This is a genomic window from Sphingomonas gei (assembly GCF_004792685.1).
Lineage (GTDB): Bacteria > Pseudomonadota > Alphaproteobacteria > Sphingomonadales > Sphingomonadaceae > Sphingomonas > Sphingomonas gei.
This window is the reverse complement of record NZ_SRXT01000004.1, coordinates 212786-227385: the sequence shown is the minus strand read 5'-3', so window position 1 is coordinate 227385 and position 14600 is coordinate 212786. Positions and strand designations below refer to the sequence as shown.

Sequence of the window (14600 nt, the reverse complement as noted above, 5' to 3'; positions counted from 1 at the left end):
CTGGCGTTCGCTCGAGACCGTTCGGCCTGAGCTTGTCGAAGGCCAGCTCTCCGCATGCAAACCGAAGCAAGCTATTTGGCGCGGTGGAAGATCCAGCTGACATTGGCGCCGCCGGCGGGGCTCGCCCCGGTGACGACGAGCTGCTGGCTACCAAGCGGGCGGCCGCGAGGATCGACCCACACGCTGTCCTCGATCGCGAAGCTGCCGCCCTTGCAGCGGAATTGCCAGAGATGCCCCGAGGCCGTGCGCAGGATCGCGGCGAGCCCATCGGCGGTGGGAGTCACCTGAACTTGCGGATGGAGATGAAAGCGCGCGGTAAAGACGATCGGGTTCTTGTGCTTGCGGCGATCGGCGGGGAGCAGCATGTCCTCGCCGCGCACGTCGCGCCCGTCGGGCGACATCGCCACCACCCGGCGATGGAGATAGCCGTGACGGCGGACATAGCCGTCATGGCTCGCCTCGATCCGGCTGGCGGTATCGGTCTCGTGGCGCACCAGTTCGACTTCGACCACGCCGCGCCCCAGCGTGCCGTCAGCATGGATTGCAGTCGAGTTGCTGTTGCTCAGCGCCAGCGTCGAATGCGCGGCGGTGGTGCGCAGGCCTTCGGCGAGCGCGGATGAAACCTTGGCGTGCACCGCGCGCGCACCGCCGCAGTTGACGACGAGGCGATCGGGTCCGTCGGACAGCTCGAAGGCGAGCGTCGAGGCGCAGCCGCCCTCGACCAGCCGGGCGAGCGGCGGCGGCGCGACGTCCATGATCAACACGGTCTGCCCCTGCGACAGCCGCTGATAGCCCCATTCGCGCGCCTGCTTGAGCGGTCGGGTGCGCACCCCGGTGGCTTCGATCAGCTGTTCGATCACCTCGCCCGCGACCGGACCCGAGCCCTGCCAGCTCGAAAGCCCCTTGTCGCCATGGCACAGCCCGAGCAGCGCAGTGACCATGCGGCTGCGCGCCGCCTCGATGAACGCCGGCGCTTCCAGCCGCCGCGCGGCATAGGCTTCGCCGAGGACGGTGAGAAACTGGATCGATTCGATCTGCGCGGCGGGCGAGCGAGTGACGCTCCCGCCGTCGTCGAACACCGATTGTTCGAGCGCGCGCTTGAGGCCGCTCTCGCCATAAGCGCGGCGCGGATCCCCGCCCGGCAGCGACAGCCCGGCGACGAGCACGCCCGACCATGCCGCAATCAGCCCCGCGCCCGGCTGGACACGATTGGCCGCGCGATCGAGATGCCGCGCGCCGCGCGCCAGCGCATGGAGCACGCTCGAGCGATAGACGAGATCGGTCGACGACAGGATCAGCGGGGCGTGCGCGGTCCAGAACAGGATGCGCCGGCCCCAATAATCCGCCCGCCACGCCGGCTCGGACACTTTCTCGCCATGCGCGGCGAGCCAGCGGCGCATGATTTCCTCGGCGATCGGCACGCCGCGGGCGCGTGTGGTGACGCTCGACAGGTCGCGCAGCCAGGCGAAGCTCTGCAGATAATCGCCGAAGCCCGGCGACCAGTCCGGCTTGGCGAAATCGAGCGCGTCGATCGCACGGTCCTCGCCCTGGAAGCGGATAACGCCTTCGAGCAGGGCATTGCCGCGCTGGGCGTCGCCGAAAAACGGATCGTCGGGAACCGCGATGAGCTTGAGCGGGTGGCGCCCGCGCAGCCGCATCGCGTGGAGCGGGGTGCCCCAGGTCAGCCGCTGGAACCGCTCCGAGATGCGCTCGGCGAGGCTGAGGCCACGATCGCCACCGGTGCGGATCAGCCGTTTGCCTTCATCGACTCCGTCGGGGCCGGATTCGGGCGGCGCGTTTTTCATCCGCCTCTCAATGCGGCGATGTTGGCGGCATAATGATCGGGGCCGCCGGTGAAGGTGGCGGTGCCCGCGACCAAAGCGTCGGCGCCCGCGGCGATCACTCGCGGCGCGGTGTCGCGGTCGACGCCGCCGTCGACCTCGAGATCGATCGCACGGCCCGATGCCGTGATTCGGCGACGCAGCTCGCTGATCTTGGGCAGCTGGGTCTCGATGAATTTCTGCCCGCCGAAGCCGGGATTGACGCTCATCACCAGGATCAGGTCGATCATGTCCATGACATGGTCGACGACGTCCACCGGGGTGGCGGGGTTGAGCACCACGCCGGCGCGCTTGCCCAACGCCTTGATCGTCTGGAGCGTGCGGTGGAGATGCGGGCCCGACTCCGGATGCACCGAGATCGTGTCCGCGCCGGCATCGGCAAAGGCGGCGAGCAGCGGATCGACCGGCGTGATCATCAAATGGACGTCGAACGGCTTGGCGGTGTGCGGGCGCAGCGCCTTGATCACCGCGGGGCCGATCGTGATGTTGGGCACGAAATGGCCGTCCATCACGTCGACATGGATCCAGTCCGCCCCCGCCGCGTCGATTGCGCGAATCTCTTCGCCCAGACGGGCGAAGTCGGCGGAGAGGATCGATGGGGCTATACGGACTTCAGGCATACCGGATGCTCTAGCATGGCGTGATTCGCGCGCAACCGGCGCGGACAAGAAGAGATAGTTGTTCACGCGGAGGCGCGGAGCCGCGGAGATACGGTATTTGCCGCCGCAACGCGGCAATCATCATGGTCGCCGCGATAGATGCCCTCGCTATGCAACGTGCGCTGATCCTCCGCGCCTCCGCGTGAACCACCTTGCTTTCTGTCAGGCGGCCCGACGGAGTCGCGCGATGAAGAAGCCATCTAGACCGCCGGCGTCGGCAAGCGCGCCAGGCAACAGGCGCAGCGTGCCGTCTTCCCGCGCCAGGACGCCCTCGGGCAGTTCGTCGGCGGTGACCGGCACGATCGCGAATTGCGGGTGGCCGGCAAGGAAGCGTTCGAGTTGTGCCTCGCCTTCCTGCGGCTCGAGCGAGCAGGTCGAGAAGACCAGGGTGCCCCCGGGCTTCACCCACAAGGCCGCGCGGGCGAACAGGCGCGTCTGAAGCTCGGCCATCTCGGCGATCATTGACGGGCGGACGCGGTGGAGCACGTCGGGATGGCGGCGAAAGATGCCGGTGGCGCTGCACGGAGCGTCGAGCAGCACGGCGTCGGCAGGCTCGGTGGGTTGCCATTTGAGCAGATCGGCGGCGACGACCTTGGCGCTGAGGCCGGTGCGTTCGAGATTCTCGTGAAGTCGCGCAAGACGACTTTCGGAAACGTCGACCGCGGTCACCTGCCACCCTGCCGCGGCGAGCTGGAGCGTCTTGCCCCCCGGGGCGGCGCAGAGATCGAGCGCAGTACCGGAGCCGCTGCCGATCAGCCGGGCAGGGATCGACGCGGCGAGGTCCTGCACCCACCAGTCGCCCTCGGCATAACCGTCGATCCCGGTGACCGACGCCTTCTCGTCGAGACGCAGATGGCCGGGAAGCAGGCTCTTGCCGGCCAGATCGGGTGCCTGTGCGGGATTGCGCAAAGTCAGGTCGAGCGGCGGCGGCACTGCAATCGCGCGCTCGGCATCCTCGATCATCTGGTCGCCCCAGGCGGCGTGCCAGCGCAACGCCACCGGATCGGGCAAGGTCGGCGGCTCGGGCAAAGTGACGCCCTGGCGCAGCAACGTGCCGAACACACCGTGGACGAGTTTTCGCGGGCCGCCCTCTACGAGCGGGAGCACGGTAGAAATCGCGGCGTGTCCGGGCGTGCGGAGCACCAGCGCCTGGACGAGCGCGATGCGCAGCGCGAATCGCGCCTTGGCGTCGTCCGGCAGGTCGCGCTGAGTCGCCGAATCGATCAGCGCGTCGAGATCGGGAAGCCGGCGCAGCGCTTCGGCGGCAATCGCGTGGGCGAGCCCGCGATCGTTCGGGGCCAGGCCCTGCGCCGCCGAATCGAGCGCCTGTTCGAGCGCGAGGCCGCGACGCAGCACGGCGTCGAGCAGCTTGAGTGCCGCGCGGCGGGCGGGGACGCCGGGCGCGTCGGGCTCTTGACCGCTCGGGCGGCGGCGACGATGGGGGGCTGTAGTCATTGGAGCCAGTGCCATGGGCCAGCGCCCGAGCCATGTGAAGCCCCCGCAGCATCTCTCGAAGAGCCCGCCGGTGCCCAAGCCCGCGCCGGCAGAGCCGACAAAGGACCCGCTCGACCCGACGCGCTATGGCGATTGGGAGCGCAACGGCGTGGCGGTCGACTTCTAGTTAGACTTCGAGCATCGCCCACAGCTTGCCTACCGTGTTCCAGTTGCGCGCAGTGGCGATTGCCGGGAATTTGAGCTTGGCCAAGGCGCGATCGAGCTTCGACTCGCCGATATTCTCGGGGTAATCGATGAACAGCTCGCGTCCTTCGGCGTGGAGGCGTTCGGGGCCAGTGTAAATTTCGGGCAGCTTGTCGATCAGCCCCGCCGGGAACGGATCACGGTGGAACACCACGAGCACATGGCTCGGGTGATCGGCCGCGGCCTCGGGGAACGGATTCGCAGCGATCACCGCGTCGATCTCGGCAAGGTCGCGGAGCAGCACGTCGGTCTTGCAGCCATGCTCGGCCAGCGCAGCCTCCAGCTTCGCGACGATCGCGGCAGCGGTGCCGGGGGCGTCGAACACCACATTGCCCGATGCGAGCAGCGTCCTGACGTTGCCGAAGCCGAGCCCCTCGACGAGCGTCCGCAGCTCGGCCATCGGAAGCTTGCGGTTGCCGCCGACATTGACGCCCTTGAGCAACGCGGCCCAGCGCTTCACGCCTGCTCCTCGCGCAACGGGCGGCTGAGCAGAGCCTCGACCACGCGCTGCACCGGCGCGCCTTCGAGCAATGTGTTGACTGCGGCAGTGACCGGCATCTCGACGCCCGCCTCCGCCGCCGCGTCGCGCAGCACCGGCGCCGTGAAGGCGCCCTCGGCGACGGTCTTGCGGTCGGCGAGCAGTTCGGCGGCGCTCCTGCCCTGGCCGAGCCCGACCCCGAGCGAGAAATTGCGCGAGTTGGTCGACGAGCAGGTGAGGACCAGATCGCCGAGCCCCGACAGGCCAGTGAGCGTCTCGGCCAGACCGCCACGCGCGAGCCCGAAGCGAGTCATCTCGGCAAAACCCCGCGCGATCAGCGCGGCACGGGCATTGAGCCCCAGTCCGGCACCCTCGACCACGCCGCAGGCGATCGCGAGGACATTCTTGACCGCGCCGCCGATCTCGGCGCCGATCACGTCGGCCGAGCCATAGGTGCGGAAGGCGGGACCGGCGAGGCGCTCGGCGAGACGCGCGCGCAAATCCTCGTCCTCGCAGGCGAGCGTCACTGCGGTCGGCTTGCCGGCGGCGACCTCGTGCGCGAAGGTCGGGCCTGACAGCACCGCGATCGGCGCGTCGGGCGCGGCCTGGCGCGCGACTTCCCCCACCAGCAGCCGGCTGCCCGCCTCGATGCCTTTGGCGCACAGCACCAGCGGCGTGCTGCCGATCGGCGCCGCGCCGAGCACCGCGCGGACATGCTGCGCGGGCGCGACGACGAGAAGCGCGTCGTGATCGGCGAGGTCCGCAAGGTCGCCCGTCGCGCGGATCGACTCGGAGAGCCGCACCCCGGCAAGAAACTGGCGGTTCTCGTGGAGCCCGTTGACGCTTTCGATCACTTCGGGCTCGCGCGCCCATAATGTCACCGGCTGGCCGCCGCGCGCCGCCACCTGTGCCAGCGCGGTGCCCCAGGCGCCGCCGCCGATGACCCCGATTCTCATGCCTTCACCCCTGCGCCGCGGACCTTCTCGGCGTCCGGATCGAGCGGCCAGCGCGGCCGTGCCGGGAAATCGAGCGGATCGGTCAGCCCTGCGGCAAAGCGCTCGGCGCCGGCCCAGGCGATCATCGCGGCATTGTCGGTGCACAGCCATAGCGGGGGCGCGACGAAGCGCAGGCCGTGCTCGGTGGCAAGCGCCTGGAGAGCGCCTCGGACACTGGCGTTGGCGGCAACACCGCCGGCGACGACAAGAGCCGTGGCGTCTACCGAGGCGAGCGCGCGGCGCGTGCGGTCGATCAGGCAATCGACCACGGCCTGCTGGAAGGAGGCGGCCACGTCTTGGGCGCTGTACTGGCCGACGACGCGCGCGACGGCGCTCTTCAGTCCGGCGAAGGAGAAATGCGGCTCGGCCGAGCCGAGCAGCGGGCGCGGGAGCGGCACGGCACGCGCGTCTCCCAGCGCCGCCGCCTTCTCGACCGCCGGGCCGCCGGGGAAGCCGAGCCCGAGCAGCTTCGCGGTCTTGTCGAACGCTTCGCCCGCGGCATCGTCGATCGTCGTGGCGAGCCGGCGATAGGCGCCGACCCCCTCGACGAGCAGTAGCTGGCAATGCCCGCCCGAGACGAGCAGCAGCAGATAGGGAAAAGCGAGGTCGGGATCGGTAAGCCGCGGCGAGAGCGCATGGCCTTCGAGATGGTTGACCGCGACCAGCGGCTTGCCGCTCGCCAGCGCCAGCGCCTTGCCGGTGACCAGCCCGACCATCACCCCGCCGATCAACCCGGGGCCGGCCGTGGCAGCGATCGCATCGACGTCCGCCAGGGTTATTCCGGCCTCGGCGAGTGCCGCCTCGACCAGGGGCGCCATCACTTCGACATGCGCACGCGCTGCGATTTCGGGGACGACGCCGCCATAGGGCCGATGCGCCGCCTCCTGCCCCGCCAGCGTATGCGCGATGATCCGCCGGTCGCTGGTCACCAGCGCGGCGGCGGTTTCGTCACAGCTCGATTCGAGGCCAAGGATCAGCGCCATTGCATCCAATTAGTCCCCAAGGGCATTAGCGCAAGCCATGCCCATTTTCCGCCTCGGCACCCGCGGCTCGCCGCTCGCCCTCACCCAAGCCCATATGGTGCGCGACGCCCTGGTCGCCGCGCATGCCATCGCCGCCGATCAGGTCGAGATCGTCCCGATCCGCACGACCGGGGATCGCGTGCAGGATCGCGCGCTCGCCGAGATCGGCGGCAAGGCGCTGTGGACCAAGGAACTGGACCGCGCGTTGCTCGACGGCGAGATCCATGCCGCAGTGCATTCGATGAAGGATGTCGAGACGGTCCGCCCGGCGGAGATCGCGATCGCCGCGATGCTGCCGCGCGCCGATGTCTGCGATCGGCTGGTCGGCGCCGACTCGATTGAGGCGCTGCGGCACGGCGCGATAGTGGGAACGAGCTCGCCGCGGCGCTCGGCCCAGTTGCGCAAGCTCAGACCCGATCTCGAGATCATCTTGTTTCGCGGCAATGTCGATACGCGGCTGGCCAGGCTCGCCGCGGGCGAGGCCGATGCGACCTTGCTCGCCGCCGCCGGGCTCGATCGGCTCGGGCGCCATGACGTCGGCGTCGCCATCCCGATCAACGTGATGCTGCCGGCGCCGGCGCAGGGCGCGGTGGGGATCGAATGCCGCGCCGGCGATTCGCATGTGCGGGCGATGCTCGCCAAGATCGACGACCCGGCGACGCATGCCTGTGTGCGCGCCGAGCGCGCATTGCTCGCCGCACTCAAGGCCGATTGCCACTCGCCGGTGGCGGCGCTGGCGACGATCGAGGGCGCGATCATGACCCTGCGCGCCGAATTGCTCACCGAGGACGGCAGCGTCCATGTCGCTGCCCAGGAAGCCGGCGCGCCGACCGATCCGGCGCTGCCGATCGCCGTGGCGCGCGATTTGCTGGTCGGCGCGCCGGAAGCGATTCGCCGGCTGTTCGGCGGATGAGCCGCGCGATCGCGGTGCTGCGGCCCGAGCCGGGCAACCGCGCGACTGCCGCCGCGATCGAAGCGCGCGGGCACGATGCGGTCCGTATGCCGCTGTTCGAAGTCGGACCGATTGCATGGGAAACCCCGGACCCGGACGCGTTCGACGCGCTGATCCTCACCAGTGCCAATGCGCTGAGATATGGTGGAGCGGGACTCGACGCGCTGCACCGCCTGCCGGTCCATGCGGTGGGCAAGGCGACCGCGGCCGCGGCCCGGCAACGCGGTTTCGATGTGGCGTTCGTCGGCGATGGCGATGCCGCTTCGCTGCTGATCGAGGCCGAAGCTGCCAACGTTCGCCATGCGCTACACCTCGCCGGCCGCGAGCGCATGATCGCGCCGGGGCGAATCGTCGCCGAAGTGATCACCGTCTATGCCAGCGAGCGCCGCACACCGAACAACCCTGGACGCTTGGCCGGGAGCATCGCTCTGGTCCAATCCGCACGCAGCGGTGGCTGGCTGGGCGAGCTCGTCGATGCGCAACGCCTCGACCGATCGGCGATTGCATTGGCGGCGGTAAGTGCACGCGCGGCGGCCGCGGCGGGAAGCGGCTGGGAGCGCGTCGTCGTGGCCGGCAAACCGAACAGCGCGGCATTGATCGACGCGGCAATCGCGCTGGCCGATTGACCGCGCGGGCAGGGCAGCGAATAAGGGGGCATGAGCGACGAGCCCCTCGCGCCGGAGCCGACTCGCGGCCCCGAGACGCGCTCCCCCTATCTTATTGGCGGCCTTGCCTTTGCTGGCGGTATCGCGGTGACGGCGGCTGCCTTCCAGCTGGCTGGCGGAATCGGTTCGCCGCAGCCTGCGCCCGCGCCGACGCCGATCGAGGCGGCGCAACCGCAAGCGAATCCCGCCACGCCGCTGCCCCCGGGCACCGACATTGCGACGCTGAGCGCGCGCGAGCAGGAGCTTGCCGGCAAGCTCGACCAGCTCGAACTGCGCCTGCGCGACATCAATGGCAGCGCGCGTAATGCCTCGACCTATGCCAGCCGCGCCGAGCGCCTGCTGATCGCCGCCGCGGTTCGCCGGGCAACCGAGCGCGGCCAGCCGCTGGGCCCGCTCGAAGGCCAGTTGCGCCAGCGCTTCGCCGAGACCCGCGGCGAGGCAGTCGGGATGATCCTGCGCGCCTCGGCCGAACCGGTGACCCTGGGCGACCTGAGGCTCGCGCTTGAGACGATTGCACCAAGACTGACCAGCGGCGCCGATGACAGCATGTGGATGAGCGTGCGGCGGCTGCTCGGCGATCTCGTCGTGCTCCGCGAGGCGGCATCGCCGAGCCCGCGCACCGCCGATCGGCTGCGCCGCGCCCGGCTCGCACTCGATCAGGGCGATGTCGAAGCGGCGCTCGCCGAAGTCGTCCACATGCCCGGCGTCGCCAGCGCGGGAAGCTGGATCGTCGCCGCGCGACGCTACATCGCGGCGCGGCAGGGACTGCTCGAAATCGAACGGGACGCGCTCGAGGCGCCGTCCCCCGCTCCGCCGGCCGCGGGACCGCCCGCGCGCCCGGCAGCGACCTGAAGGAAGAGACAATGGCAGAGATGGGCCGGTTCGACTGGCAGGATCCGTTCGCGCTCGACGCGCAGCTGACCGACGAGGAGCAGATGGTGCAGGGCGCCGCGCGCGATTATGCGCAGGGCGAATTGCAGCCCCGGGTGACCAGCGCGTTCCTCGACGAGCGCTTCGACCGCGAGATCATGGCCGAGATGGGCGCGCTCGGGCTGCTCGGCCCGACGATCCCCGAAAATTACGGCGGCGCCGGGCTCGGCTATGTTGCCTACGGGCTGGTCGCGCGCGAAGTCGAGCGCGTCGATTCGGGCTATCGATCGGCGATGAGCGTCCAGAGCAGCCTCGTGATGCACCCGATCTTCGCCTACGGCACCGAGGAACAGAAGCGCAAATATCTGCCCAGGCTCGCAACCGGCGAATGGATCGGCTGTTTCGGGCTGACCGAGCCCGACGCCGGCTCGGATCCCGGCGGGATGCGCACCCGCGCCGAGAAGGTCGACGGCGGCTACCGGCTGACCGGCACCAAGATGTGGATCACCAATTCGCCGATCGCCGACGTGATGGTGGTCTGGGCCAAGTCCGATGCGCATGGCGGCGGGATCAAGGGCTTCGTGCTCGAGCGCGGGATGAAGGGCCTGACCACGCCCAAGATCGAAGGCAAGCTCTCGCTGCGCGCCTCGGTCACCGGCGAGATCGTGATGGACGGCGTCGAAGTGAGCGAGGATGCCCTGCTCCCCGAAGTGCAGGGGCTCAAGGGCCCGTTCGGCTGCCTCAACCGCGCGCGCTACGGCATCGCCTGGGGCACGATGGGCGCGGCCGAGGCATGCATGCACGCCGCGCGGCAATATACGCTCGATCGCGCGCAGTTCGGCAAGCCGCTCGCCGCGACTCAATTGGTCCAGCTCAAGCTCGCCAACATGCAGACCGAGATCGCGCTCGGGCTGCAGGCGGCATTGCGCGCCGGGCGGATGTTCGACGAAGGCACGCTGAGCCCCGAGGCGATCAGCATCATCAAGCGCAACAATTGCGGCAAGGCGCTCGATATCGCCCGAGTCGCGCGCGACATGCACGGCGGCAACGGCATCTCGGCCGAATTCCACGTCATGCGCCACGCGATCAACCTCGAGACGGTCAACACCTATGAGGGCACGCACGACGTGCACGGGCTGATCCTCGGCCGCGCGATCACCGGGATCGCGGCGTTCTGATGGAGCCCGATCGGCAGCCGACGCTGACCGGCGAGCGGGTGACGCTGCGCCCAAGCACGCCGGACGATTGGGAGGCGCTGTTCGCGGTCGCATCCGATCCGCTGATCTGGGAAGTCCATCCAGCGCACGACCGCTGGCAGGAACCCGTGTTCCGCGCCTATTTCGACGCCGGCATCGCGAGCGGCGGGGCGCTGACGATCCTGGATCACGCCAGCGGTGACGTGATCGGATCGTCGCGCTTCGACAATTGGAAGCCGGAGGCCGACGAGATCGAGATCGGCTGGACTTATCTCGAGCGCGCTTATTGGGGCGGCAGCTATAATCGCGAGATCAAGCGGCTGATGCTCGATCATATCCATGCGCATGTCGGGACCGTCGTGTTCACCGTCGGCGAAGGCAATATCCGCTCGCGCAAGGCGATGGAGAAGATCGGCGGCGTGCTGCGGCCGGGCATCGAAATGCGGCTGATGGCCGGCGAGATGAAGCCGCACGTGATCTACGAGATCCGGCGCCAAGGAAACCTGAAGGCGTGAAGCCGCTCGCCGGGCTCCGGGTCGTCGAGCTCGCGCGGATCCTCGCCGGCCCGTGGTGCGGGCAGTTGCTCGCCGATCTCGGCGCCGACGTGATAAAGATCGAGCGGCCGGGCGAAGGCGACGACACCCGGCATTGGGGGCCGCCCTTTCTCCACGGGCCCGACGGCGAAACTCTCGACGCCGCCTATTTCCACGCGACCAATCGCGGCAAGGAGAGCCGCGCGATCGACATCGCCACGCCGGAGGGCCAGGCCGAAGTGCGTGCGCTGATCGCCGGGGCCGATGTCGTCATCGAGAATTACAAGGTCGGCGGCCTCGTCAAATACCGGCTCGATCCCGCCAGTCTGCGCGCCGCGCATCCGAACCTGATCGTCTGCTCGATCACCGGCTTCGGGCAGGACGGCCCCTATGCCCACCGCGCCGGCTACGACTTCATCATCCAGGGCATGGGCGGGATCATGTCGCTGACCGGCGAGCCGGACGGCGCGCCGCAAAAGGCGGGCATTGCCTATGCCGACATCTTCACCGGGGTCTATTCGGCGGTGGCGATCCTCGCGGCGCTGCGACGCCGTGACGTCACCGGCGAGGGCGCGCATATCGACATGGCACTGCTCGATACGCAGGTCGGCGTGCTCGCCAACCAGGCGCTCAACTGGATGGCATCGGGCAAGGTGCCGCACCGGATGGGAAACGGCCATGCCAATCTCGTTCCCTATCAGGCGTTCGAGGCGAAGGACGGCGCACTGATCGTTGCGGTCGGCAATGATTCGCAGTTCCGCAAATTATGCACGGTGCTCGGGCTCGACCTGGCCGACGACCCCCGCTTTGCCACCAATCCGGCGCGGGTGACCAACCGCGCGGTGCTGATCCCTTTGCTCGAAGCGGCGATCCGAATGCGCGCCAAGGCAGACCTTTACGAAGCGCTCGAAGCCGCCGGAGTGCCCGCGGGCCCGATCAACGCAGTCGACGAAGTGTTCGCCGACCCGCAGGTGATCGCCCGCGGCATGCAGATCGAGCGCGACGGCGTACCGGGCCTCGCCAGCCCGATCGTGATCGACGGTGAGCGGATGGTCTCGGACCGGGCCAGCCCGAAGCGCCCGAACGGCTGATCGCATGCCGCCGCTGGAAATCGCAATCGCCGGCTGCGGCCCGGCGGGGCTCGCCGCGGCGCTGCTCCTCCACCGCGACGGACATCACGTCACTTTGTTCGAGCGCTTCGACGCAGCGCGGCCGATCGGCTCGGGACTGATGATCCAGCCGACCGGGCTCGGCGTTCTCCGCGCGCTTGGCCTCGAGGACCGGCTGCTCGCGCATGGCGCCCGAATCGCGCGGCTGACGGGAGAAGCGAGCGGCCGCAGCGTTCTAGATGTGCATTATGCGGCGTTGGATGGAGACCGGTTCGGCGTCGGGATTCACCGGGCGAGCTTGTTCGAAATCCTGCATGCTGCAGTCGAAGCGGCGGGAATCGCCGTGCGCACCGGCTGCGAGGTCGAAGGATCGGCGCGCGAGGGCGCGCGGCGCCGGCTGCACCTCAAGGATGGCCGGTCGGTACTGGCCGATCTCGTCGTCGACGCGCTCGGCGCGCGCAGCGCGCTGGCGACCGGTCCCACCCGTGCGCTCGCTTATGGCGCGCTCTGGGCGAGCGTGCCCTGGCAATCGGGCTTCGACGAAACCGCGCTCCAGCAACGCTATCGGCGCGCAAGCGTCATGGCGGGCGTCCTGCCGACCGGCGCGCGCCCCGGCACCAGCGTCCGGGAAGCCGCGTTCTTCTGGTCGCTGCGGGCGGATCGGCTCGACGAGTGGCGCGCACGCGGGCTCGACGCATGGAAGGCCGAAGTGACCGCGTTATGGCCCGCCACCCGGCCCCTGCTCGACGACATCGTCGATCTCGATCAGCTGACCTTCGCCCGCTACGCGCACCGCACGCTCGGTACGCCCGCCGAGCCCGGCCTGATCCATATCGGCGACGCCTGGCATTCGACAAGTCCACAACTCGGCCAGGGCGCGAACATGGCCTTGCTCGATGCCTGGGCAATGGCGCTGGCGCTGCGCGGGCACCAGACGCTCGACGGGGCGCTCTTACAGGCAGTGAAGCTGCGCCGGCGCCATGTCCGGATCTATCAGGCGATGAGCCGGCTGTTGACCCCGGTCTATCAATCCGACGGCAGGCTGATCCCGCTGCTGCGCGACCGGCTGGTCGGCCCGATCTCGAAGCTCGGCCCGGTGATGCGGCTCCAGGCAGCGATGGTAAGCGGGCTTATCGGCGCGCCGCTGCGGCCGCTGGGGCTAGCCTAGCCTGCGGATCAGCTCCTGCGCGGCGGCGGGCGCCCGGACTTTGCCGCCGTGGATGAAGAATAGGAATGTCTCGCGCGGAATCGCCGGCGGTAGCGCTTCAGTGACGTAGGGAAGCCCCACGGGGCGCCCACCGCCTGCCCAGGTCCGCGCCGCCTCGGTCCAGCGCGGGAAATCAGCTTCGGGATAGCAGAGCGGATTGTCGTCCTCGCCGGCTTCGAGCCGGGCATAGATGAAGTCCCCGGTGATGTCGGCGATCGCCGGATATTGCGGCGAATCGGCGTAGACGAGCGCAACCCCGGCCTCGCGGCACATCGTGACGAATTCGGGGACACGGAAGCTGTCATGCCGCACCTGGATCGCATGGCGCAGCTTCACGCCGGCCTCCTCGCGCGGGAGCAAGGCGAGAAAGGCACGGAAATCGGCGGCGTCGAACTTCTTGGTCGCCATGAACTGCCAGAAGATCGGGCCGAGCCTGTCGCCGAGCTCGACCAACCCCTGCGACACGAAGCGCTGGACCGATTCGCCCGCCTCGGCGAGCACCTTGCGATTGGTGCAGAAGCGCGACCCCTTCACCGTGAAGACGAAGCCGTCGGGCACCGTTTTGGCCCAACCCTCGAAGGTCGCCGGCTTGAAAGTCGAATAATAGGTGCCGTTGACCTCGATCGCGCTCAGCTGGCGCGAGGCGAATTCGAGCTCCTTCTTCTGCGTGAGCCCTTCGGGGTAGAAGGTCCCGCGCCAGGGGGCGAAGGTCCAGCCGCCGATGCCGATTCGTATGGGTGCGCTTGCCATGACGCGAGTCTAGCCGAGAATGCGCGCTCGGTCAGTCCCGGAAGCTGCGAACTCAGGGCAGCCGCTTCCAGGTCTGCGACTTGCAGATTATCCCGAACAGCACGCAGCCCTTGCCGATCATCGTCTGCGAATCGACAAAGCTGATCGTGCCGGAGAAGGTCTTGCGGAGATCGGGGACGAACACCTTGCCGCGCCACTGACCGCCGCCGGCGGGCGCGAGGTCGCGGAACAGGCGCGTGCCGATCAGATTCTCGGTGCCGCCGCGGCGCGCATCGGCCTGTGCCTTGGCGCTGGCCCAGGTCACCGTAGCGCACAGCCGCTCGCCGCAATTGTCGATGCGGACATGGACGCTGTTGCTCGGATTGCGCCATTCGGTGGCAACCGGCGGCGGCGCAGGCTCGTCGGCAGAAGCGGGGGTCGCGACGGGCAGCGCGACGAGCGCCACCGCCAGAAATTTCGAAACGATAGACTGCATCAAGACCCTCTCTCGAACACCGACGATGGCTCTCCGGTGAACGACACCGAATCTGGAGATTAGGAACGTGCCCGACAAGGCGCAAATTGGGAAACGGAACGTTGGGCTGATGCCGTGCCGGCAGCGCTGCCGATCAAATGCGGGATTTAG

The 14600-nt window shown here is 69.0% G+C and carries 16 protein-coding genes; 8 read left to right on the top strand and 8 right to left on the bottom strand.

Going from position 1 to position 14600, the window contains the following annotated elements; all coding sequences use genetic code 11:
- Window positions 1-71: 71 nt before the first annotated feature.
- The 3 genes from E5A73_RS10900 to E5A73_RS10890 all read right to left on the bottom strand — a co-directional run bounded on the left by E5A73_RS10900 (window position 72) and on the right by E5A73_RS10890 (window position 3955).
- Entirely contained in the window at window positions 72-1805 is a 1734-nt protein-coding gene (locus E5A73_RS10900; protein ID WP_135963861.1) for a heparinase II/III family protein, read from the bottom strand.
- On the bottom strand, window positions 1802-2461 hold the full coding sequence (gene rpe / locus E5A73_RS10895; protein WP_135963860.1) for a ribulose-phosphate 3-epimerase: 660 nt from the start codon (window positions 2459-2461) through the stop codon (window positions 1802-1804). The genes E5A73_RS10900 and rpe overlap by 4 nt, the downstream gene beginning before the upstream one ends.
- A gap of 201 nt (window positions 2462-2662) precedes the next feature.
- Window positions 2663-3955, bottom strand: coding sequence for an RsmB/NOP family class I SAM-dependent RNA methyltransferase (locus E5A73_RS10890; protein WP_135963859.1), 1293 nt, complete (start codon window positions 3953-3955; stop codon window positions 2663-2665).
- Window positions 3956-3968: 13 nt separating this feature from the next.
- Between E5A73_RS10890 and E5A73_RS10885 the strand changes: the two genes are divergently transcribed.
- On the top strand, window positions 3969-4121 hold the full coding sequence (locus tag E5A73_RS10885) for a DUF1674 domain-containing protein (protein ID WP_135963858.1): 153 nt from the start codon (window positions 3969-3971) through the stop codon (window positions 4119-4121).
- Here the strand turns inward: E5A73_RS10885 and E5A73_RS10880 are convergent, their stop codons facing one another.
- The 3 genes from E5A73_RS10880 to tsaD are packed head-to-tail and all read right to left on the bottom strand — an operon-like array spanning window position 4122 to window position 6654.
- On the bottom strand, window positions 4122-4658 hold the full coding sequence (locus E5A73_RS10880) for a DUF1697 domain-containing protein (RefSeq protein ID WP_168355900.1): 537 nt from the start codon (window positions 4656-4658) through the stop codon (window positions 4122-4124). It abuts the gene before it with no gap.
- Window positions 4655-5632 carry an NAD(P)H-dependent glycerol-3-phosphate dehydrogenase gene (locus E5A73_RS10875; RefSeq protein ID WP_135963857.1) on the bottom strand — a complete coding sequence of 326 codons (978 nt, stop codon included), beginning with the start codon at window positions 5630-5632 and terminating at the stop codon, window positions 4655-4657. Before E5A73_RS10875 ends, E5A73_RS10880 begins: the two co-directional genes overlap by 4 nt.
- Complete coding sequence (tsaD, locus tag E5A73_RS10870) at window positions 5629-6654, bottom strand: tRNA (adenosine(37)-N6)-threonylcarbamoyltransferase complex transferase subunit TsaD (RefSeq protein WP_135963856.1); 1026 nt, start codon at window positions 6652-6654, stop codon at window positions 5629-5631. Before tsaD ends, E5A73_RS10875 begins: the two co-directional genes overlap by 4 nt.
- Before the next feature lie 37 nt (window positions 6655-6691).
- On the opposite strand from tsaD, the gene hemC reads away from it, so the two are divergent.
- The 7 genes from hemC to E5A73_RS10835 are packed head-to-tail and all read left to right on the top strand — an operon-like array spanning window position 6692 to window position 13186.
- Window positions 6692-7606: a hydroxymethylbilane synthase gene (gene hemC, locus E5A73_RS10865; protein WP_135963855.1), complete on the top strand. Its 915-nt coding sequence runs from the start codon at window positions 6692-6694 to the stop codon at window positions 7604-7606.
- On the top strand, window positions 7603-8271 hold the full coding sequence (locus tag E5A73_RS10860; RefSeq protein WP_135963854.1) for a uroporphyrinogen-III synthase: 669 nt from the start codon (window positions 7603-7605) through the stop codon (window positions 8269-8271). Before hemC ends, E5A73_RS10860 begins: the two co-directional genes overlap by 4 nt.
- 30 nt (window positions 8272-8301) lie before the next feature.
- Entirely contained in the window at window positions 8302-9162 is an 861-nt protein-coding gene (locus E5A73_RS10855) for a hypothetical protein (protein WP_135963853.1), read from the top strand.
- Between the two features lie 11 nt (window positions 9163-9173).
- Window positions 9174-10358 carry an acyl-CoA dehydrogenase gene (locus E5A73_RS10850; RefSeq protein WP_135963852.1) on the top strand — a complete coding sequence of 395 codons (1185 nt, stop codon included), beginning with the start codon at window positions 9174-9176 and terminating at the stop codon, window positions 10356-10358.
- Window positions 10358-10891 carry a GNAT family N-acetyltransferase gene (locus tag E5A73_RS10845; protein ID WP_135963851.1) on the top strand — a complete coding sequence of 178 codons (534 nt, stop codon included), beginning with the start codon at window positions 10358-10360 and terminating at the stop codon, window positions 10889-10891. Before E5A73_RS10850 ends, E5A73_RS10845 begins: the two co-directional genes overlap by 1 nt.
- On the top strand, window positions 10888-12000 hold the full coding sequence (locus E5A73_RS10840; RefSeq protein ID WP_135963850.1) for a CaiB/BaiF CoA transferase family protein: 1113 nt from the start codon (window positions 10888-10890) through the stop codon (window positions 11998-12000). The genes E5A73_RS10845 and E5A73_RS10840 overlap by 4 nt, the downstream gene beginning before the upstream one ends.
- Before the next feature lie 4 nt (window positions 12001-12004).
- Window positions 12005-13186: an FAD-dependent oxidoreductase gene (locus E5A73_RS10835; protein WP_135963849.1), complete on the top strand. Its 1182-nt coding sequence runs from the start codon at window positions 12005-12007 to the stop codon at window positions 13184-13186.
- Here the strand turns inward: E5A73_RS10835 and E5A73_RS10830 are convergent.
- Together E5A73_RS10830 and E5A73_RS10825 are read right to left on the bottom strand one after the other, a co-directional pair.
- Window positions 13178-13975, bottom strand: a complete 798-nt coding sequence (locus E5A73_RS10830; RefSeq protein ID WP_135963848.1) for a DUF72 domain-containing protein — start codon at window positions 13973-13975, stop codon at window positions 13178-13180. The genes E5A73_RS10835 and E5A73_RS10830 overlap by 9 nt on opposite strands.
- A 52-nt stretch (window positions 13976-14027) precedes the next feature.
- Window positions 14028-14450: a DUF2147 domain-containing protein gene (locus E5A73_RS10825; protein WP_135963847.1), complete on the bottom strand. Its 423-nt coding sequence runs from the start codon at window positions 14448-14450 to the stop codon at window positions 14028-14030.
- Window positions 14451-14600 lie beyond the last annotated feature (150 nt).

Bases quoted from the DNA above. Each gene is read 5' to 3' on its own strand.
- E5A73_RS10900 (WP_135963861.1), bottom strand. From the start codon at position 1,805: ATGAAAAACGCGCCGCCCGAATCCGGCCCCGACGGAGTCGATGAAGGC.
- rpe (WP_135963860.1), bottom strand. From the start codon at position 2,461: ATGCCTGAAGTCCGTATAGCCCCATCGATCCTCTCCGCCGACTTCGCC.
- E5A73_RS10890 (WP_135963859.1), bottom strand. From the start codon at position 3,955: ATGACTACAGCCCCCCATCGTCGCCGCCGCCCGAGCGGTCAAGAGCCC.
- E5A73_RS10885 (WP_135963858.1), top strand. From the start codon at position 3,969: ATGGGCCAGCGCCCGAGCCATGTGAAGCCCCCGCAGCATCTCTCGAAG.
- E5A73_RS10875 (WP_135963857.1), bottom strand. From the start codon at position 5,632: ATGAGAATCGGGGTCATCGGCGGCGGCGCCTGGGGCACCGCGCTGGCA.
- tsaD (WP_135963856.1), bottom strand. From the start codon at position 6,654: ATGGCGCTGATCCTTGGCCTCGAATCGAGCTGTGACGAAACCGCCGCC.
- hemC (WP_135963855.1), top strand. From the start codon at position 6,692: ATGCCCATTTTCCGCCTCGGCACCCGCGGCTCGCCGCTCGCCCTCACC.
- E5A73_RS10860 (WP_135963854.1), top strand. From the start codon at position 7,603: ATGAGCCGCGCGATCGCGGTGCTGCGGCCCGAGCCGGGCAACCGCGCG.
- E5A73_RS10855 (WP_135963853.1), top strand. From the start codon at position 8,302: ATGAGCGACGAGCCCCTCGCGCCGGAGCCGACTCGCGGCCCCGAGACG.
- E5A73_RS10850 (WP_135963852.1), top strand. From the start codon at position 9,174: ATGGCAGAGATGGGCCGGTTCGACTGGCAGGATCCGTTCGCGCTCGAC.
- E5A73_RS10845 (WP_135963851.1), top strand. From the start codon at position 10,358: ATGGAGCCCGATCGGCAGCCGACGCTGACCGGCGAGCGGGTGACGCTG.
- E5A73_RS10835 (WP_135963849.1), top strand. From the start codon at position 12,005: ATGCCGCCGCTGGAAATCGCAATCGCCGGCTGCGGCCCGGCGGGGCTC.
- E5A73_RS10830 (WP_135963848.1), bottom strand. From the start codon at position 13,975: ATGGCAAGCGCACCCATACGAATCGGCATCGGCGGCTGGACCTTCGCC.
- E5A73_RS10825 (WP_135963847.1), bottom strand. From the start codon at position 14,450: ATGCAGTCTATCGTTTCGAAATTTCTGGCGGTGGCGCTCGTCGCGCTG.